The organism is Rhodococcus sp. ZPP (assembly GCF_017656075.1).
GTDB lineage: Bacteria > Actinomycetota > Actinomycetes > Mycobacteriales > Mycobacteriaceae > Rhodococcus_F > Rhodococcus_F oxybenzonivorans.
This window is the reverse complement of sequence record NZ_CP058638.1, coordinates 4,048,754-4,068,716: the sequence shown is the minus strand read 5'-3', so window position 1 is coordinate 4,068,716 and position 19,963 is coordinate 4,048,754. Positions and strand designations below refer to the sequence as shown.

General features: G+C 66.4%; 15 protein-coding genes. 11 read left to right on the top strand and 4 right to left on the bottom strand.

Annotated elements, in window-relative coordinates:
* The first annotated feature begins 203 nt into the window (after window positions 1-203).
* The 7 genes from HYG77_RS19270 to HYG77_RS19240 all read left to right on the top strand — a co-directional run bounded on the left by HYG77_RS19270 (window position 204) and on the right by HYG77_RS19240 (window position 8,284).
* A complete protein-coding gene (locus HYG77_RS19270; RefSeq protein WP_208960271.1) occupies window positions 204-1,415 on the top strand; it encodes a cytochrome P450 in 1,212 nt (403 codons plus the stop codon).
* 2 nt (window positions 1,416-1,417) lie between these two features.
* The gene (locus HYG77_RS19265) at window positions 1,418-2,425 is read left to right on the top strand and encodes a 2Fe-2S iron-sulfur cluster-binding protein (protein ID WP_208960270.1); all 1,008 of its coding nucleotides are present in this window, start codon (window positions 1,418-1,420) and stop codon (window positions 2,423-2,425) included.
* A gap of 171 nt (window positions 2,426-2,596) precedes the next feature.
* On the top strand, window positions 2,597-3,979 hold the full coding sequence (benA, locus tag HYG77_RS19260) for a benzoate 1,2-dioxygenase large subunit (RefSeq protein ID WP_208960269.1): 1,383 nt from the start codon (window positions 2,597-2,599) through the stop codon (window positions 3,977-3,979).
* Window positions 3,980-3,993: 14 nt separating this feature from the next.
* Window positions 3,994-4,503 carry a benzoate 1,2-dioxygenase small subunit gene (gene benB / locus HYG77_RS19255; RefSeq protein WP_208960268.1) on the top strand — a complete coding sequence of 170 codons (510 nt, stop codon included), beginning with the start codon at window positions 3,994-3,996 and terminating at the stop codon, window positions 4,501-4,503.
* Window positions 4,504-4,539: 36 nt separating this feature from the next.
* Window positions 4,540-6,081 (top strand): benzoate 1,2-dioxygenase electron transfer component BenC, encoded by a 1,542-nt coding sequence (gene benC / locus HYG77_RS19250; RefSeq protein ID WP_208960267.1) that lies wholly within the window; start codon window positions 4,540-4,542, stop codon window positions 6,079-6,081.
* A complete protein-coding gene (locus HYG77_RS19245) occupies window positions 6,078-6,872 on the top strand; it encodes a 1,6-dihydroxycyclohexa-2,4-diene-1-carboxylate dehydrogenase (RefSeq protein ID WP_208960266.1) in 795 nt (264 codons plus the stop codon). Before benC ends, HYG77_RS19245 begins: the two co-directional genes overlap by 4 nt.
* Window positions 6,873-6,946: 74 nt before the next feature.
* Entirely contained in the window at window positions 6,947-8,284 is a 1,338-nt protein-coding gene (locus HYG77_RS19240) for an aromatic acid/H+ symport family MFS transporter (protein ID WP_208960265.1), read from the top strand.
* Here HYG77_RS19240 and HYG77_RS19235 read toward each other — a convergent pair.
* Both HYG77_RS19235 and HYG77_RS19230 read right to left on the bottom strand, forming a co-directional pair.
* A complete protein-coding gene (locus HYG77_RS19235) occupies window positions 8,281-9,345 on the bottom strand; it encodes a 2-oxoacid:ferredoxin oxidoreductase subunit beta (RefSeq protein WP_109335394.1) in 1,065 nt (354 codons plus the stop codon). The two genes, HYG77_RS19240 and HYG77_RS19235, sit on opposite strands and share 4 nt — an antisense overlap.
* A gap of 5 nt (window positions 9,346-9,350) precedes the next feature.
* Window positions 9,351-11,285, bottom strand: a complete 1,935-nt coding sequence (locus HYG77_RS19230) for a 2-oxoacid:acceptor oxidoreductase subunit alpha (RefSeq protein WP_208960264.1) — start codon at window positions 11,283-11,285, stop codon at window positions 9,351-9,353.
* A gap of 123 nt (window positions 11,286-11,408) precedes the next feature.
* Here HYG77_RS19230 and HYG77_RS19225 point away from each other — a divergent pair, with 123 nt between their 5' ends.
* The 3 genes from HYG77_RS19225 to nhaA all read left to right on the top strand — a co-directional run bounded on the left by HYG77_RS19225 (window position 11,409) and on the right by nhaA (window position 16,440).
* Window positions 11,409-14,108 (top strand): LuxR family transcriptional regulator, encoded by a 2,700-nt coding sequence (locus HYG77_RS19225; RefSeq protein WP_208960263.1) that lies wholly within the window; start codon window positions 11,409-11,411, stop codon window positions 14,106-14,108.
* 116 nt (window positions 14,109-14,224) lie between these two features.
* Window positions 14,225-15,052: a methyltransferase domain-containing protein gene (locus tag HYG77_RS19220; protein WP_208960262.1), complete on the top strand. Its 828-nt coding sequence runs from the start codon at window positions 14,225-14,227 to the stop codon at window positions 15,050-15,052.
* A gap of 86 nt (window positions 15,053-15,138) precedes the next feature.
* Complete coding sequence (nhaA, locus tag HYG77_RS19215; RefSeq protein WP_208960261.1) at window positions 15,139-16,440, top strand: Na+/H+ antiporter NhaA; 1,302 nt, start codon at window positions 15,139-15,141, stop codon at window positions 16,438-16,440.
* Here the strand turns inward: nhaA and HYG77_RS19210 are convergent.
* Window positions 16,431-18,044 (bottom strand): FMN-binding glutamate synthase family protein, encoded by a 1,614-nt coding sequence (locus HYG77_RS19210; protein WP_208960260.1) that lies wholly within the window; start codon window positions 18,042-18,044, stop codon window positions 16,431-16,433. The two genes, nhaA and HYG77_RS19210, sit on opposite strands and share 10 nt — an antisense overlap.
* Before the next feature lie 143 nt (window positions 18,045-18,187).
* Here HYG77_RS19210 and HYG77_RS19205 point away from each other — a divergent pair, with 143 nt between their 5' ends.
* The gene (locus HYG77_RS19205; RefSeq protein WP_109333855.1) at window positions 18,188-19,195 is read left to right on the top strand and encodes an NAD(P)H-dependent glycerol-3-phosphate dehydrogenase; all 1,008 of its coding nucleotides are present in this window, start codon (window positions 18,188-18,190) and stop codon (window positions 19,193-19,195) included.
* A 16-nt stretch (window positions 19,196-19,211) separates the two neighbouring features.
* Here HYG77_RS19205 and HYG77_RS19200 read toward each other — a convergent pair whose 3' ends face one another.
* A complete protein-coding gene (locus HYG77_RS19200) occupies window positions 19,212-19,898 on the bottom strand; it encodes a M50 family metallopeptidase (protein WP_208963445.1) in 687 nt (228 codons plus the stop codon).
* Between the last annotated feature and the right edge of the window lie 65 nt (window positions 19,899-19,963).

Here is a 19,963-nt window from a genome sequence, read left to right as displayed (position 1 = left end):
CCTGCCTCGTCCACATGTCGTTCCGACCTCCATTGAAGCTGTGTCGTCCCGCTGAGTCGAGGATAACTGAGATACCAATCACAACTAGTCGCGCACATCGTCCAGCCGTCGCGCGAATCGGCTAGACGCGCCCGAGAGCCGGCACCTACATTCTCCTTCACCCGCCGTTGCAGCGAAAGTTGTTACCGAACAAGGAGAATCCCATGACTGCGACCCTTTCCTGGATCGACGAGATCACCATGACGGAACTCGAACGCAACCCTTACCCCGTGTACGAGCGTTTGCGCGCCGAGGCTCCACTGGCGTACCTCCCGGTCCTCGGCTCCTACGTGGCGACCACTGCGGAGCTGTGCCGAGCCATCGCCACCAGCCCCGACTTCGAGGGAATCATCACCAAGGCCGGCGGCCGCACGTTCGGCCACCCCGCGGTGATCGGGGTCAACGGCGATATCCACCGCGACCTCCGCTCGATGGTCGACCCCGCTCTGCAGCCGTCGGAGGTGGACCGCTGGGTCGATTCACTCGTCCGCCCCATTGCCCGGCGTTACGTGGAGCAGTTCGAGAACGACGGCAAGGCCGACCTGGTGTCGCAGTACTGCGAGCCGGTGAGCGTGCGAGCCCTCGGCGACCTGCTCGGCCTGAACGACGTCAGCTCGGACACGCTACGCGACTGGTTCCGCCGGCTGTCGAACTCCTTCACGAATGCCGGCGTGGACGAGAACGGTGAGTTCACCAATCCGGAGGGCTTCATCCAGGGCGATGACGCGAAGGCCGAGATCCGGGCCATCGTGGACCCCCTGATCGACAACTGGATCGTCAATCCCGATGACAGCGCCATCTCCCACTGGCTGCACGACGGGATGCCCGAGGGACAGGTACGGGAGCGGGACTACATCTATCCCACGCTCTTCGTCTTCCTGCTCGGCGCGATGCAGGAGCCCGGGCACGCAATGGCGTCGACCCTCGTCGGCCTCTTCAGCCGTCCGGAGCAGCTCGAGGCGGTGATCGACGAACCCGCGTTGATTCCGCGCGCCATCTCCGAGGGCATGCGCTGGACTTCCCCGATCTGGTCGGCGACCGCCCGCATCAGCACGAAGGACGTCACAGTCGGCGATGTCTTCCTGCCCGAGGGTTCGGTCGTCCTGATGTCCTACGGCTCGGCCAACCACGACGCCGAGGTCTATGACGCTCCGACTGAGTACGACATGACCCGCCCACCGCTGCCCCATCTGGCGTTCGGCGCCGGACAGCACGCCTGCGCCGGTATCTACTTCGCCAATCACGTGTGCCGCATCGGGCTCGAGGAGCTTTTCGAGGCGATCCCCAACCTCGAACGGGACACCGGCGCCGACGTCGAATTCTGGGGCTGGGGTTTCCGCGGCCCGACAGCACTGCACACCACTTGGGAGGTATGACCATGACCCGCACCGAGACACACACCGTGTCCGTCGGCACCGACACAGTCCAGTGCGGTCCCGATCAAGCCATCCTCGACGCCTTTCTCCGCGGCGGCGTCTGGATGCCCAATTCGTGCAACCAGGGCACCTGCGGGACCTGCAAACTGCGGGTCGTGTCGGGTTCGGTGGATCATCGGAGATCTCCCGACAGCACACTGAGTGCGGCCGAGCGTGACGCCGGGTTCGCGCTGGCCTGCCAGGCTGCTCCCTGCGGTGACACGGTGGTGGAGCGGCTGGACTCGGCACCCGCGGCGACCGTTCATGCCCTGCGGGACCTGGTGGGCACGGTCAGCGGCATCGAGAACATCGCCCGCGACACCCGGCGCTTACTCGTCACTCTCGACAGTCCGCTCGAGTTCTCGGCAGGGCAGTATGTGGAGTTACGGGTGCCGGGCTCAGATCAGGGGCGCCAGTACTCGATGGCGAACTCCCCCAGTGAGTCGAAAGTGCTCGAATTCCACATTCGCCGCCAACCCGGCGGGCTGGCCACCGACAACTGGATCTTCGGACCGTTGAGTGTGGGTGATCGCGTCGACATGGTGGGTCCGCTCGGTGACTTCTGCCTCGACACCGACGACGACGGGCCGATGATCCTGCTCGGCGGCGGAACTGGGCTCGCGCCGCTCAAATCGATAGCAGCCCAAGCGCTCAGGGCTACACCCGACCGCACGGTTCATCTGTATCACGGCGCGCGCGAGGAAGCCGACCTCTACGACGTGGACCTATTCCAGGAGTGGGAACGCGCGTATCCCGGATTCCGCTACCGGCCATGCCTGAGCGACCAGACGTGGCCCGGGCGGACCGGCTACGTCACCGACTCATTCGTCGACGATTTCGACAGCTGTCGCGGCTATTCGGGTTACCTGTGCGGGCCACCCGCCATGGTCGACGCCGGCGTCAAGGCGTTCAAGCGCCGTCGTATGGCTCCGCGGCGGATCTTCCGTGAGAAGTTCACCCCGGCCGTCTGATCGTCGCGCACACCGGGGTTGCCGGCCCCGGTGTGCGCATCGTGAACATGTCCTAGGCAGTACTCGGTAAATGCCTAGTGTGATGCAGCGCACAGGCTGCAAGAGTGGAATCCATTGCCGGACCCGGGCGCCCTCGCAGGGCGCAAGCCCCCGGAGATCTTGGAGGATCCCATGACTGAAACCCTGTACACAGCGCCGTCCGACGACGTGCGCGCCAAGCTGGCCGACGCACTGATCGAAGACCCGGAAACCGGACGCTATCAGGTGCGACGCAGCGTATTCACCGACGAGGACCTGTTCGAACTCGAGATGAAGCACATCTTCGAGGGCAACTGGATCTACCTGGCCCACGAGAGCCAGATCCCGAACGTCGGCGACTACTTCACCACGTACATGGGCCGTCAGCCGATCGTCATCTCCCGGAACAAGGAGGGCGAACTCAACGCCCTGGTGAACGCGTGCAGCCACCGCGGCGCCATGCTCTGCCGGCGGAAGACGGACAACCGGACCACCTTCACCTGCCCGTTCCACGGCTGGACGTTCAACAACTCCGGCAAGCTCCTCAAGGTCAAGGACCCGCGTGAGGCCGGCTACCCGGAACAGTTCAACAAGGACGGTTCCCACGACCTCACCAAGGTCGCGCGGTTCGAGAACTACCGCGGATTCCTGTTCGGCAGCCTGAACCCCGATGTCCCGCCGCTCGAGGAACACCTCGGTGACACCACGAAGATCATCGACATGATCGTCGACCAGTCACCCGAGGGACTCGAGGTGCTGCGCGGTGCATCCACCTACACCTACGACGGCAACTGGAAGCTGCAGACCGAGAACGGCGCCGACGGCTACCACGTGTCCGCCACTCACTGGAACTACGCCGCGACCACCTCGCGTCGCGAGTCGGGCGAATCCACCAACGCCACCAAGGCGATGGACGCCGGCAAGTGGTCGAAGCAGCAGGGCGGGTATTACTCGTTCGACAACGGTCACCTGCTGCTGTGGACCAAGTGGGCCGACCCCGCCAACCGCCCCCTCAACGAGCGTCGCGACGAACTCGTCGCCGATTACGGCGAGGACCGCGCCGACTGGATGATCGGGGTGTCCCGCAACCTGTGCCTGTACCCGAATGTGTACCTGATGGACCAGTTCGGTTCGCAGATCCGGCATTTCCGTCCGATCTCCGTCGACAAGACCGAGGTCACCATCTACTGCATCGCCCCCAAGGGCGAGAGCCGGGCGGCACGTGCCGCCCGCATCCGCCAGTACGAAGACTTTTTCAACGCCACCGGCATGGCCACCCCGGATGATCTCGAGGAGTTCCGCTCCTGCCAGAAGACGTACCAGGCCGGCGCCGCACCGTTCAACGACCTCAGCCGCGGTGTCACCCACCAACTCCGGGGCCCCGACGAGGATGCGAAGAAGATTGGTATCAACCCCATCTCCAGCGGTGTGAAGACCGAGGACGAGGGCCTCTACCCGATCCAGCACGGCTACTGGGTGCAGGCGCTCACCAAGGCGCTCGACGCCGACGCTGCCGCTGCTGCGAACAACCGCTGAGGGAGAGAAGTTTCATGACTGCAGTAGCCGAAAACACCGTCACCCAGCACGATATCGAGCAGTTCCTCTACCGTGAGGCCCGCCACCTCGACGACCGTGAATTCGAGAAGTGGATCGAGTGTTATCACCCCGACTCCGAGTTCTGGATGCCGGCATGGGCCGACGACGGTGAACTGACCACCGACCCGATGACCGAAATCTCCCTGATCTACTACGCCAACCGCGGCGGCATCGAGGATCGGGTGTTCCGCATCAAGACGGACAGGTCGAGCGCGACGAGCCTGCCGGAACCGCGTACCGGTCACAATATTTCGAACGTCGAGGTGACCGAGCGTCGCGGCGAGGTCGTGGACGTCCGGTTCAACTGGTTCACGCTCTACTTCCGCTACAACACGGTCGACACGTACTTCGGGAATTCGTTCTACACCATCGACTTCTCCGGTGAGCAGCCGCTGATCATGAAGAAGAAGGTCGTGCTCAAGAACGACTACATCCACCACGTGGTCGACATCTATCACATCTGACCTTCTTCCCCATTCTTCGCGAATCGAGCTGTTTTCATGACTTTCCAAGTTGCACTGAGTTTCGAGGACGGGATCACCCGCTTCATCAAGTGTGACGGCGACGAGACGGTCGCCGACGCGTCCTACCGCGCGCGCATCAACATCCCCCTCGACTGTCGAGACGGTGCGTGCGGCACCTGCAAGTCGCTCTGCGAATCCGGCACGTATGACGGCGGCGACTACATCGAGGAAGCGCTCACCGACGACGAGGCGGAGCAGGGCTACTGCCTTCCGTGCCAGATGATGCCGGAAAGCGATCTGGTGCTGCAGATTCCGACGACCTCCGACGTCGCCAAGACCGCCGCAGGAACGTTCTCGTCGACGATCACGGAGATCCGCAGGTTCTCCGACACCACCATCGGGTTCACGATCGAGATCGCGAACCGCGAAGATCTGGTGTTCCTCCCCGGGCAGTACGTCAACATCACCGTGCCCGGGACGGAGGCGACGCGCTCGTACTCGTTCAGCACCGGGCCCACGTCCAAGGAACTGTCGTTTCTGGTCAAGATCACCGACGGCGGCCTGATGTCGGAATACCTGCGCGACCGCGCACAGATCGGCGACACGCTCGACTTCACCGGCCCGATGGGAAGCTTCTTCCTGCGTGAGCAGAAGCGTCGCGCTCTGCTGCTGGCCGGCGGCACCGGGCTGGCCCCGCTGTTGTCGATCCTCGACAGGATGCGCACCGACGCCGTCGACCATCCCGTCCACCTGGTCTACGGAGTCTCGTCCGACGCCGACCTGGTGGAGCTGGACAAGCTCGAGAAATATACGAAGTTGCTGCCGCAGTTCACATTCGACTACTGCGTATCGGATCCGGCGAGCAGCGCGCCGAACAAGGGGTACGTCACCGGGCTGTTCGAGCCGGCGCATCTGAACGACGGTGACGTCGACGTGTACCTGTGCGGGCCGCCGCCAATGGTCGAAGCCGTCCGCGACCACCTGAAGTCGGAGGGGATCACGCCGGCAAATTTCTACTTCGAGAAGTTCAACAACGCGGCGACGCCCCACGGATCCGAGACACCCGCACCGCGACCGGCCGAAACGCCCGAATCCGCTGTGCCCGAGTACGAGATCGGCGAGGAACACCAGCCGCTGTCCGAGTCGGATGCGCAGTTCGACGCCCGCATGGCACTCGAGCTGGGCGCGCTCGAACTCACCATCGGCAGACTGACTCCGGAACAGCTGGGCGAGTACCGCATCCTCGCCGAAGCGTCCGGCGCCTCGATCGATCGGGACCACTTCACCGACGCCGACGCGTTCACCGACGCGAACTTCCGATTCCACGAGTTCCTGTTCCGCTGCACGGGCAACGAGGTGCTGCTCGAGGCGTACAACCGGCTCGAGGTCACCCAGCTGATGCGCAAGGTCCTCCGGAACTCCGGCTGGGTCGACGAGCACATCCCGCAAGAGCATCTCGACATCGTCGCCGCATTCGACAAGGGCGACCGCGACTCCGCGCGGAAACTGATCGTCGCGCACAGCGCACACGCGAAGACCACCATGTGCCGCGCCATCGAGAACAGCACAGTCGCATGAGGCCGGCGTTCTACGCGAATCGGTTCGACGGCAGGGCCGTCACCGTCACCGGCGCCGCACAGGGAATCGGGCTGGCCGTCGCAACCCGGCTCGCCGACGAGGGCGCGTCCGTCGTCCTCGTCGACCGCGCCGAACTCGTCCACGACGTCGCCAAAGAACTGCGGGAGAAAGGGGCCGAGGCGCACAGCATCACCGCGGACCTCGAACAGTTCACCGACGCGCAGGACGCGATCGACGAGGCCCGCGCCCAGCACGGCCGGATCGACGTGCTGATCAACAACGTCGGCGGAACGATCTGGGCCAAACCGTACGAGCACTACACGCCGGAACAGATCGCCGCGGAGGTGCAGCGATCGCTGTTCCCGACGCTGTGGACGTGCCGCGCCGCACTGCCGCATCTCATCGCGCAGCGCAGCGGCACGATCGTCAACGTATCGTCGGTTGCAACCCGCGGAGTCAATCGCGTGCCCTACGCAGCCGCGAAAGGCGGGGTCAACGCTCTCACCGCGTCGCTCGCGCTCGAGGCGGCACAGTACGGAATTCGCGTGGTGGCCACCGCTCCCGGAGGAACTGAGGCACCGGCGCGCCGCGTCCCACGCGGTCCCGATACCGAATCCGAGCAGGAGAAGGCGTGGTACCAGCAGATCGTCGACCAGACCGTCGACTCATCCCTGCTGAGGCGGTACGGCACCCTCGACGAACAGGCCGCCGCGATCCTCTTCCTCGCCTCCGACGAGGCCTCCTACATCACCGGCTCGGTACTGCCCGTCGCCGGTGGCGACCTCGGCTAGCAGCCCCACATATCTCCACCGCCTCATCGGCGGGCCATCCGGCTCGCCGTCGCACTTCCCGAGCGGAGATCATCATGAACCCGTCCACGACCGACAGCTGGGCCAGCCCCCGCCATCGCCGGGCCGTCACCTGGATCGTCACACTCGCGACCATCGCCATCGTCTTCGACGGCTACGATCTCGTCGTCTACGGCACCATCCTCCCGATGTTGCTCGACGACCCCACTCAACTCGGGGCGATCTCACCGGCCCAGGCCGGCGCGCTCGGTTCCTACGCCCTCATCGGTGTGATGGTCGGCGCACTGGCGTCGGGTGCCATCGGCGACTATCTCGGCCGCCGCCGGATGATGCTGATCAACATCGTGTGGTTCTCCGTGGGCATGGGGCTCGCGGCGCTTGCCACGAGCATCACCACCTTCGGACTGCTCCGATTCTTCACCGGGATCGGTGTCGGCGGACTCGTCGCCACCGTGGGCGCGATGGTCGCCGAATTCGCGCCTCCCGGAAAGCGCAATCTGTACAACGCCATCGTCTACAGCGGAGTCCCAGCCGGCGGTGTACTCGCATCTCTACTGGCCATAGTGCTCCGCGACGCGATCGGCTGGCGCGGCCTCTTCTGGATCGGCGCACTCCCGCTCGTCACGCTGCTGCCACTGGCCCTCATGAAGCTGCCGGAGTCCCCGAAGTGGCTCGTCGCACGCGGGTACGAGGACAAGGCCCGCCGCATCTCCGAATACACGGGTATCCCGATGCCCGACGCAGAGGAGATCGCCCTCGAGCACGCATCGGTCGAGAAAGTCGGATTCGCGGCCCTCGCGACCCGCCGGTATGCCTGGGCGACAGGACTTCTCGGTGTGATGAGCTTCTCCGGCCTCCTCCTCACCTACGGACTCAACACCTGGTTGCCGAAAATCATGGGAGACGCGGGCTTCAACGCCAAGGGGTCGCTGTCCTTCCTGCTGGTCCTCAACGGCGGCGCCATCATCGGCGGTCTGATCGCCTCCAAGATCGCCGACGGTATCGGCCCTCAGCGAGTCGTGGCCACCACGTTCTTCCTCGCTGCGGTCGCGTTGGTGGTGCTCACCCTGGGATTCCCACTCCCGGTGCTGCTCGCCTCGGTCGCAGTTGCCGGAGTGGGCACGATCGGAACTCAGGTGCTGATCTACGGTTTCGTGTCCAACTACTATTCGACCTCCGCCCGCGCTGCGGGAGTGGCATGGTGCGCCGGATTCGGCCGGCTGGGCGGAATCTTCGGACCCCTCATCGGCGGCGCACTCATCAGTGCAGGGATCAGCAGCCAGGTCGCGTTCTCCGTGTTCGCGGGCATTGCCGTACTGGGCGCCTTCGTCACGTTCTTCGTACCGCGCGCACGAGTCGCCCTCCGCGCCGAGGTTGCGCCCGTCACCGCCTAAACGGTCCAGGTGTCGTGCCCGGTCAGAAGCCGCTGGAGCGAGCCCTCGTCTACGGGATCCCTCTCGCGGGCGAGGTCGTTCTGCCTGCGTACCGCATCGTCGTAGGTATCGCGCACAACGCTGCGTAATACGCCGGTCACCGTGTGGGTGAGGTCCTGGTCGGACAGCCGCGAGAGGGCGTACGCGTAGTCGGGATCATCGGTGTGGGCGTCGTGCACGACGATCTCGTTCCGGTCGACGTTGGCGGTCTCGACCACCTTCAGACCGAAACCGGCACGCACGACGCAGTATTCGCCTGCGTTCCCGAACACGATCGGTTCTCCGTGGGTCAATGGAATCAGCCGCTGCTCCGCACCCTCCTTGCGGAGCACGTCGAACGAGCCGTCGTTGAAAATCGGGCAGTCCTGAAAGATCTCCACGAACGACGTGCCCCGGTGCGCCGCGGCCGCACGCAGCACCTCGGTAAGGCCCTTGCGGTCGGAGTCCAGGGCGCGGGCCGCGAACGTCGCCTCGGCACCGAGCGCCAGGGACAGCGTGTTGAACGGGTGGTCCACGGACCCCAGCGGGGTGGACTTGGTGACCTTCCCGACCTCCGAGGTCGGTGAGTACTGGCCCTTGGTGAGGCCATAGATCCGGTTGTTGAACAACAAGATCGTCAGATTCACGTTGCGCCGCAACGCGTGGATCAGGTGGTTGCCACCGATGGAGAGGGCATCACCGTCACCGGTGACCACCCACACCGACAGGTCCGGACGCGTGACCGCCAGCCCGGTCGCGATGGCCGGGGCACGGCCGTGGATCGAGTGCACGCCGTACGTGTCGAGGTAATAGGGGAACCGGCTCGAACATCCGATGCCGGAGACGAACATCATGTTCTCGCGCTTCAGGCCGAGCTCCGGCAGGAAACTGCGGATCGTGGCCAGGATGACGTAGTCACCACAACCCGGACACCACCGCACCTCCTGGTCCGTGGTGAAGTCCTTGGCTTTCTGCGCTACATCGGTGTGTGGGACGTGCGCGGTCGCGCTGAGTGCGAGAGTCCTCCCGATGCGATTGATCATCTGGGTCACGCCGGTTCCTCCTGCCGGGGGCGGTTCGTCCGATAGGTGGCCGAAGCGAGCGCGTCGGAGGTCTTGGCCAGCTCCTGCTCGCGCAACGTTCCCGCCAGCGCCGCGTCGATCACCCTGTGTAGTTCGTCGCTGAGGAACGCGAGACCCTGCACCTTGGTGACCGACTGCACGTCGACGAGGTACCTCGATCGCAGAATCATCGCCAGCTGGCCCAGGTTCATTTCGGGTGCCACCACTGTGGAATAACTGCGGAGCACCGCACCGAGATTCGACGGCAGGGGGTTGAGGTGTCGCAGGTGCACCCGGGCCACCTTCTTCCCCTCCCGCCGGGCCCGGCGGCACGCCTCACCGATCGGACCGTACGAACTACCCCACCCGATCAACAGCAACTCCGCCTGACCGGAGGGATCGTCGACCACCACATCCGGGACGGTGATGCCGTCGATCTTCGCCTGCCGCAGCCGGACCATGAGGTCGTGGTTGGCGGGATCGTAGGAGATGTCACCGCTGCCGTCGGCCTTCTCGAGCCCACCGATCCGGTGCTCGAGCCCGCTGGTGCCGGGCACCGCCATGGCGCGGGCGAGCGTCGCCGGGTCGCGCGCGTAGGGCGCGAACACCCCCTCCGGCAGAGGCGCCTTCTCGTAGTCCACGTCGATCGGGTCCATGTCCGCCACATTCGGAACAGCCCACGGTTCACTGCCGTTCGCGATGGCACCGTCCGAAAGCAGAAGCACCGGCGTGCGATAGGTGAGGGCTATCCGCGCGGCCTCGACAGCGGCGTCGAAGCAGTCGGCGGGTGACCGCGGCGCCAGCACCGCAACAGGCGATTCACCGTTGCGCCCGTACATTGCCTGCAGCAGATCCGACTGTTCCGTCTTGGTCGGCAGTCCGGTGGACGGCCCACCACGCTGCACGTCGATCACCAGCAACGGCACCTCCGTCATCACCGCCAGCCCGATCGCCTCACTCTTCAGCGCCAGGCCCGGCCCGGACGTGCTCGTCACCCCCAGCGCCCCGCCGATCGACGCCCCGAGGGCCGCCCCGATACCGGCGATCTCGTCCTCCGCCTGGAAGGCGGTAACACCCAGGTTTCGATGCTTGCTCAGCTCGTGCAGGATGTCCGACGCCGGAGTGATCGGGTACGTGCCCAGGAACACCTGCCGCGAGGCCAGCTGCGCCGCCGTCACCACTCCGTAGGCCAGCGCAGTGTTGCCGGTCACCTGACGGTAGGTGCCCCGCGGCAGGGTCGCGGCCGAGATTTCGTAGGTGGTGGCGAAGGTTTCCGTCGTCTCCCCGTAATTCCACCCCGCCGTGAAGGCGAGGAGGTTCCCCTCAGCAATCTGGGGTTTCGCCGCGAACTTGGTGCGCAGGAACTGGTCGATACTGCGTGTGGGCCGGTTGTACATCCACGAGAGCAATCCGAGCGCGAACATGTTCTTGGCCCGCTCACCGTCTTTTCGGCTCAGGCCCGCAGGTTGCACCGCGCCCACCGTCAGCGTCGTCATCGGGACCGGGTGCACCGTGTAGTCCGCGAGGGAATCGTCCTCGAGCGGACTGGCCGCATACCCGACCTTCGACAGGTTCCGCTTGGTGAACCCGTCCATGTCGACGATGATCATCCCGCCGCGAGGCAGGTCGGGCAGATTCGCCTTCAACGCGGCAGGGTTCATTGCCACCAGCACATCGGGGCGATCACCGGCGGTGAGAATGTCGAAGTCGGCGATCTGGATCTGGAACGACGACACCCCTGGCAATGTGCCCTGCGGCGCACGAATCTCGGCGGGGAAGTTCGGTTGCGTCGCGAGATCGTTGCCGAATGCCGCCGCCTCCGAGGTGAACCGGTCCCCGGTCAGCTGCATGCCGTCACCCGAATCGCCGGCAAAGCGGATGACCACCCGCTCCAGCTTGGTGGAGTTCGCGTCCGTCGTCATAAGTGCACCGGATCTCTCGACTGCTGCGTCCGTGTCGATCAGCTGCTTCTCACCTCACGTTACAAGCGTTCCGCCGTTCTGCCAGGCACCCGCCTGAAATCGCGTCGCGATACGGTGAGCCTTGTGAGTGACCCAGCCAACAGCGAACTCGTCGGCCGTTCGTGTGAGCTCGCAAGTCTCGAGGCTTTCCTGCGCGCGGCGACTCCCGACATGCCGGCCGTCGTGCTGGTCGAAGGCGCCGCCGGCATCGGCAAGACCACCCTCGTCGAGGCGTTCCTCGCGGCGCACTCCGAGGTGCCGACACTTGCAGCAGTGTCTACGCCCTGGGCGACGGGGCACCCGTACGGCGTGGTCGAGCAGATGCTGGGGTCCGCAGTGACCGCACGACATCCTCTGGGCGTCGCCCACGAGCTCGCCGCCGCGGTGACCGCACTTCCCGGGGAGAAGGTCGTGGTCGTACTCGACGACGCACACTGGGCCGACCTCGACTCTTTGCAGGCCGTGACGTCGGCCAGTCATCTTCTCGACCGCCCTGCCATGCTGGTGCTGATCACGACGTCGGAACCGTCCGCCGACGTCTCGCCCGACGTGATCGAGCTCCTCGACCGACATCACCGTCACCGGCTGTGTGTCCCGCCCCTCGATGCGTCCGACATTCGCACACTCGCGAACCGCATTGCGCACGTGGAACTTCCAGCGCCCATTGCGCACCAGCTCACGCAGCACACGGCCGGAAATCCCCGGCACGTCACGCAACTCCTGCACGAAGTGGATCCGGGCGCCTGGTCCCACTGGCAACCCGTGCTGCCCGTCCCCCGGGCGGTCACCGCATCGGTGCGCTCGCGGCTCACGGCGTGCTCGGCGCCCGCGCGCGCCCTGGTCGAAGCGGCCTCCGTCCTCGTCGGTGATCCGCGTTTCGCCGATGCCGCCGAACTTGCGGACATCGAGAATCCTGTCGAAGCACTCGACGAGGCGCACCGAGCGGGACTGCTGACGATGGGTGAGCATCGCGGCGTCACCGTGCTGGTGTTCCCCTCGGCACTCACCCGGGCCGCCGTCTACCGCGACCTCGGCCCGATCCGACTGCGCGACCTGCACGAGCACGCAGCACGCGTCGTCGACGACGACAGTCAGCGCCTCGACCATCTCGCTGCCGCGTCGCCGTTTCCCCACCCCGAACTCGCCGATGAACTCGACCGCCACGCCGTCCACCGGGCCACGGTCGGGGCCTGGTCCGCCGTCGCGGACGCCCTGATCAAGTCGAGCCGCCTCAGCGCAGACCGACGCATTCGAGAGCAACGCCTGATCCGCGCCGTCGACGCCCTGGTCGGGACCGGAAATCTGCCGCAGGCGATCGCGTTCGCACCCGAGATCGAAAGCTTCCCCGCAAGCCCGCTCCGTGACGCCGTCCTCGGCTATCTGGCCATCCAGCGGGGCCGCCCCGCGGAGGCCGACCTGCTGCTCACGCAGTCGTGGTCTGCCTGCGACCCCGCCGCGGATCCGGCGACTGCCGCACTGATCTGTCAGCGCCGGGTCCTCGACTCCTTGGCCCGGTGGCATGGGCCCGACCTCGTCCAGTGGGGTTCGCGGGCAGTGTCACTCGTCGACCCGAGCGATCCTTCGGCCGTGGAATCCGCGGCGATCATGGGCCTAGGACTGGCAGCGACGGGCAAGACAGCCGAGGCGCGGGCCGCGTACGACCACCTGTCGGCCACAGTCGCACTGGGCGCCCAGTCGCAACGCTTCGAGATGGCCCGGGGGTGGCTCGACCTGGCGTTGGACGAGCCGGAGGCGGCGCGGCAGGAACTCGAAAGTGCCGTCCCGACGGCATTCCGGATGGGGTCTGCCCGTATTTCGCTGTGGGCGCAGGCCTGGTTGGCACGCACCCAGTTCGCCCTGGGTGACTGGAGTGGGGCCGTGGCCACCGTCGAACGTGCCGCGCGTCAGCTGGAGGATGTCGGGCTGGACCTACTGCGGCCACTCGTGCACTGGACGGGAGCGCAGACGCAGGCGCTGCGTGGCAACCGCGATGCCGCACAGCATCACCTCCGGCGGGCGGCCGCGAGCCTCCACGACTACCCGATCATGTTCTTACCGTCCTCGCTGGCACGCGCCCAGTGCGCCGAGGTGGAAGCCGACTACCCCACGGTGATTCGCGCACTCGAACCCCTCACCCGGCTCCGGCCGCGGGAGGGCGTCGACGAACCCGGGTTCTGGCACTGGCCGGACGTCTACGCGAATGCGCTCGTCATGGTCGGGAGAGTGGACGACGCCGACACCTTCCTCATCCCCCACGAGGAACGGGCCGCAGCGCGACAGCACCGTTCCGCCCAGGCGCGGCTCGGCTACGCCCGCGGACGCATACTCGGCGCCCGAGGGGATATCGACGCCGCCCGAGCCGTCTTCGAGCAAGCACTGCAGCATCTCGACACGTTGCCCCTGCCCTACGACCGCGCCCGGGTCAACTTCGCGTACGGCCAGACCCTGCGACGGGCCGGTAAACGCCGTGAGGCCGATGCGGTGATCCAGGCCGCCCGGGAGGGATACTCGGCCCTCGGTGCAACGTCGTACGTGTTGCGGTGCGACCGCGAAATCAAGGCGGGCGGGCTCAACCTCGAGCGCAGTCGTGTCACACTCGCGGACCTGACGCCTCAGGAACAGGCGGTGACGGAACTCGTCGCCGGTGGTGCCAGCAACAAGGAGGCAGCGGGAGAACTGTTCCTGTCGGTCAAGACGGTGCAGTACCACCTGACACGGGTCTACGCGAAGCTCGGCGTTCGCTCCCGCAGCGAACTCGCGGCGCAGTTCCGCAACGAGGGCTGAAGTCGGGGGGCCGGAAACCACCCCAGGGTGTCTTTTCCCGGGCACCCGTTGCGCGAAGGCTGGCACCTGAGCGTCCTGACAACCAGGCGCCCATCCGACCACAGGAGGTCTTCGAGATGAAGGACACGATCGACGCAGTCGAGGCCGACCGCGAGCTGAAAACCCGGCACCGCGCCATGTGGGCGCTCGGCGACTACCCCTCGCTGGCCGGCGAGGTGATCCCGGACCTCGGACCGGCGCTGGTGGCAGCGTGCGAGGTGCGGTCGGGCGACCACGTCCTGGATGTCGCAGCGGGGTCGGGCAACGCGGCTATTCCCGCCGCGCTCGCCGGGGGCCACGTCGTCGCCAGCGACCTCACCCCGGAACTGTTCGATGTGGGACGCCGTGAGGCTGCTGCGGCGGGGGCTGCGGTCGAATGGCAGCAAGCGGATGCCGAGGCACTGCCCTTCGACGACGAGGAGTTCGACGTCGTCATGTCCTGTGTGGGCGTCATGTTCGCGCCGCACCACCAGCAGAGCGCCGACGAGATCGTCCGTGTCTGCCGTCCGGGAGGAAGGATCGGACTGCTCAGCTGGACGCCGGAGGGTTTCATCGGTCAGATGTTCGCGACGATGAAACCGTATGCCCCCGCTCCCCCACCCGGCGCGCAACCCCCACCGCTCTGGGGTCGCGAGGAACACGTCCGCAAATTGTTCGGGGACAGAGTCACCGACCTGACGGCGACGCGGCAGACATTGCACGTCGAGAAGTTCCCGACACCCGAGGAGTTCCGCGACTATTTCAAGGAGCGGTACGGCCCCACGATCGCCGTGTACCGCAACATCGCCGGTGACCCGGAGCGGGTGGCCGCACTGGACGGTGAGCTCGCCGACCTCGCGCGACGCCACTTCGACGGGACCGCCATGGAATGGGAATATCTCCTGGTGACCGCGCGCAGACGTTGACCACCCCGGGACGGTAGGGTTGTCCTCGGTGCGCCGGGAAGTCTGGTCGGCAAGTATATTGTCGACCCGATTTCCAGGAGTGTGCCGTGAGCGAATCCCAGACCCGATCGACGCTGTTTGCCCGCGGATCGTGGGCGGAGACCGCGCGGATCTCCGACATCCTCCGCAAGGAAACGGTGGGCGGAGCGCTGCTCCTGATCGGCTCGGTCATCGCTCTGGTCTGGGCGAACTCGCCGTGGTCCGACGGGTACACGGCGCTGCGCGACACCACCGTGGGACCGGCCTCACTGCACCTGAACCTCTCGCTCGGGACGTGGGCCGCCGACGGGTTGCTCGCGATCTTCTTCTTCGTCGTGGGCCTCGAACTCAAACGGGAGTTCGTGGCCGGAGACCTGCGTGATCCTCGCCGCGCCGCTCTTCCCATCGCCGCCGCCGTCGGCGGCATGGCCGTCCCCGCGCTGGTCTTCGTTCTGATCAACGCCCGCACCGGTGAGGGGGCGCTCGCCGGCTGGGCAATTCCGACGGCCACCGACATCGCGTTCGCGGTGGCCGTCCTCGCCATCGTGAGCACTCATCTTCCGGCAGCCCTGCGCACCTTCCTGCTCACCCTCGCAGTCGTGGACGACCTGCTGGCCGTGACCGTGATCGCCGTCTTCTACACCGACGAGCTCGCGTTCGGCCCATTGCTTCTCGCGCTGATCCCGCTGGCACTGTTCACCGTTGCCGTGCAACGACGCGTCCGCTCCTGGTGGATCCTGCTGCCCCTCGCCGGGGCTACCTGGATCCTCGTGCACGAGTCGGGCATTCACGCGACCGTGGCGGGCGTCCTCCTCGGCTTCGCCGTTCCCGTGCTTCGCAGCGAGAAGGCCGGCGGACCCGATGCCGGGCCCGGTCTGGCCGAACACTTCGAGCATCGAATTCGGCCCATCTCGGCGGGATTCGCAGTGCCGTTGTTCGCCTTCTTCGCCGCCGGGGTCACCGTCGGCGGATTCTCCGGACTGAGCACCTCACTACGCGACCCGGTCGCACTCGGTATCGTCGCCGGCCTGGTGATCGGCAAGGCAGTCGGGATTTTCGGCACGACGTACCTCATGTCGCGGTTCACCCGGGCGACCCTCGACTCCGGCCTCGCCTGGCTCGACGTTCTCGGCGTCGCCCTGCTCGGCGGCATCGGATTCACCGTCTCCCTCCTCATCGGCGACCTCGCCTTCGGCATGGACTCCCTGCGGGGTGATCACGTCAAGGTCGGCGTACTGACAGGATCGGTGGCCGCCGCAGTCCTGGCCTCGGCGGTCCTGCGAATGCGCAACGGCGCCTATCGCAACATCGCGCTTGCGGAGAGCCGGGACGACGACGGCGACGGCATCCCCGACGTGTATCAGCGGTGACCGTCGGCCCCGGTAGTGCCGGTGGTTCCGGGCTTCGTCTGCGCGTCGGGTGAGCCGGTCTCCCCGACCGGGCCCTCCGCGTATTCGGCCATCAGCCGGGTGATCTCGTCGCGATCGGCGAGTCCCGGAAGTCCCCACCCGTCCCGGTAACCGTAGAGCTCGGCGAGAGTAGTCGCGCGGCGGTTGCCGTCCGCGACCTCCACATCCGAAGCCGTGATCAGTCCGGGATGTGCAACTCCGCACGCCTCGGCCACCTTGAACACGTCCCGCCGCAGCGATCGGATGTAGTTGTCGGCCCGCACCGACTTCGCCTGGGCGTCGAGGCCGTGTTCCAGCCAACTGCTCTGGGTGGCCACTCCCGTGGGGCATCGATCGGTGTGACATTTCTGGGCCTGGATGCAACCGATGGCGAGCATCGGCTCGCGGGCAACGTTGATCATGTCGCAACCCAGAGCCATCGCCACCACAGCGTTGTCGGGCAAACCCAGTTTTCCGGAGCCGATGAACGTGATGCCGTCGGTGAGTCCCGCCTCGGCGAACATCGAGTACACCCGGGCGAATCCACTGCGGAACGGCAACGAGACCGCGTCGGAAAACACCAGCGGTGCCGCACCCGTGCCACCCTCGCCGCCGTCGATCGTCACGAAGTCGACGCCCCGGTCGGAGTGGGTCATCTCCTCGATCAGCGATTCCCAGAACCGGGAGTCTCCGACGGCCGACTTGATGCCCACCGGCAGTCCCGTCTCGGCGGCGACGAGTTCCACCCAGTCGAGCATGCTGTCGACGTCGTGGAACGCGGTGTGCCGTGAAGGACTGACACAGTCGCTGCCTTCCCGTACGCCGCGGATCTCGGCGATCTCGGCCGTGACCTTCGCACCGGGCAACAGGCCACCGAGCCCCGGCTTCGCACCCTGGCTGAGTTTGATCTCGATGGCCCGTACCGGGGCGGAGTGCACGAGGGACACCAGTCGATCGAGATCGAAGCGGCCGTCCTCGTCCCGGCACCCGAAATAGGCGGTACCGATCTGGAACACCAGATCCGCACCGTTCCGGTGGTAGCGAGACAGCCCGCCCTCACCGGTGTTCTGCAGGCAGTCCGCCGCCGTGGCACCGCGATTCAAAGCGGTGATCGCCGCCGACGACAGCGAGCCGAAACTCATCGCCGAGATGTTGACGAGTGAGTGTGGACGAAAGGCCTTGGCTCGGCCGCGTGCCGAACCCAGAACTTTGGCCGACGGGAGCTGAAGTGTGTCACCACCCCCGGGAACGGCCGACGGGGCGATGTCGGAAAACGTGCGGTGCTTGATGATGGTGTAGCCGTCGGTGAACTCGATGTCGTTGTCCGTGCCGAACCCGAACGTATTGGTTTCCTTTTTCGACGACGCGTACACCCAGCGACGCTGATCGCGGGTGAAGGGACGCTCCTCGTCGTTATTGGTCGTGATGTACTGCCGAAGCTCCGGCCCGAGCGACTCCAGCAGATATCGGCCGTGGCCCAGGACGGGAAAATTGCGCAGCAGAGCGTGCCGCCGCTGGAGCAGGTCATACGAAGCCACGGCGGCCAGCGCGGCGGCCGGAATCCCGAGGGCGTTCGACCACTTCATGAAGCCACCGTACGTCGCGGTCCGGGGGCTCCGTTGGCAATTTCGGTGTGGTCGCCGGCTTCCGATGCCACGCTTGACGGTATGAACCCTATTCGCCCCAGGAGTGATCGATACAGGAGTGATCGATACAGGAGTGATCGATAATGGCCCGGCCGGTACGCGTCGTCGTTCTCGGAGCGGGCTCGTGGGGAACCACGGTGGCCGGACTGGCGGCGCGGAACACACCGACCCTGTTGTGGGCGCGGAGCTCGGACACCGCCGACGAGATCAACACCGTCCACCGGAATTCCCGGTACCTCGGTGACCGCGTACTCCCCGATTCGATGCGCGCCACCGCCGACCTCGTCGAGGCAGCGCAGGAGGCAGATGTCCTCGTCGTCGGGGTGCCCTCACATGCCGTCCGCGGCACCCTCTCGCAGATCGCCAACGAGGTGCGCGCGTGGGTACCGGTGCTGTCGCTGGCCAAGGGACTCGAGCCCGGCACCCGGCTGCGTCCCACCGAGGTGATCGCGGAATGCCTCCCCGGCCATCCAGTCGGGCTCCTCGCGGGGCCGAACATCGCTCGGGAGATCGTCGACGGACTTGCCGCGGCTTCCGTGGTGGCCACCCAGGACGTTCGAGTGGCGACCGCCCTGCAGCCACTGTTCGCGTCCCCAGTCTTCCGCGTCTACCGCAACACCGACGTGCTCGGGTGCGAGCTCGGTGGCGTGCTCAAGAACATCGTGGCCATCGCGTCGGGCATGGCCGACGGACTCGACGTCGGCGACAACACGCGGGCCATGGTGCTCGCCCGAGGGCTCGCCGAGATGACGAGGCTCGGCGAGGCGATGGGCGCCAACCCACGAACCTTCGCCGGCCTCACCGGTGTCGGTGACCTGATCGCGACGTGCATGAGCCCCAGTTCCCGTAACCGCCGGGTGGGCGAAGCGCTGGCCCGCGGACTCACCGTGGAGGAGGCCGTCGCCCAACTCGGCCAGGTCGCGGAGGGTGTCAAGACCGCACCGACCGTCATGGAACTCGCCCGTGACCACGGCGTGGACATGCCTATCGCCGCCGAGGTGGAAGCCGTGGTGGCGGGGCGACAGACGGCGGAAGGTGCCTACCGCGGCCTGCGCAAGGTCGCGGCAGGCAGCGAGCACGAGGTCGCGTGACGAGCGGGGCCCGCGATCACCCCCCGACCGGACGGAGAATCCACCAGCCTCCGAGCAGGAGACATCCGAGGTTGACCAGCAGGAAGAGCCCCACCCAGACGATGCCGGGAACGCGGGTGAGCCGCGCCAGCTGATCGGCGTCGGAGTCGGGGGCGGCCCGCCGTGCCCGACTCCGCTGTAGTTCGATGACCGGCCGCGGCGACGCCACCAGCATGAAGGACGTGATCAAATAGGCAGCCGCCACTTGCTGTTGCTCCGTGCCGAGCCAGACCAATCCGAACAGGAGGGCTCCGACGACGGTGAGGGAGAACAACCCATAGAGGTTCCGAACCAGGATAAGCATGGCGGCGAGTGCCACCACCCCGATCCAGAGCACCGCGACGGCATGGCGGGTACCGAGCACCCATGCTGCGCCGAGGCCGAGGACTGCGGGACCCACATACCCCGCAAAGGTCATGAGAACGACACCGAGTCCCGTGGGCTTGCCCGACGAGATCGCGACCCCGGACGTATCCGAGTGCAGCCGGACACCTTTCAGTCGTCTGCCGAAGAGCAGCGCGACCACGAGGTGCGCACCCTCGTGGATGATCGTCACCACGTTGCGCGTGATGCGCCAGGCGTGGGGCTCGAGAACGAGCACCACCGCTACCACTGCCACCACCTGGACGATCCACGTCGCCGGGGTGGGGCTGACCGCGCTCACGCGCTCCCACAGCGATCGAATCCCGTCTACACCCGCCGCGTCGTATGCGGCGGCCCCGCTCACTC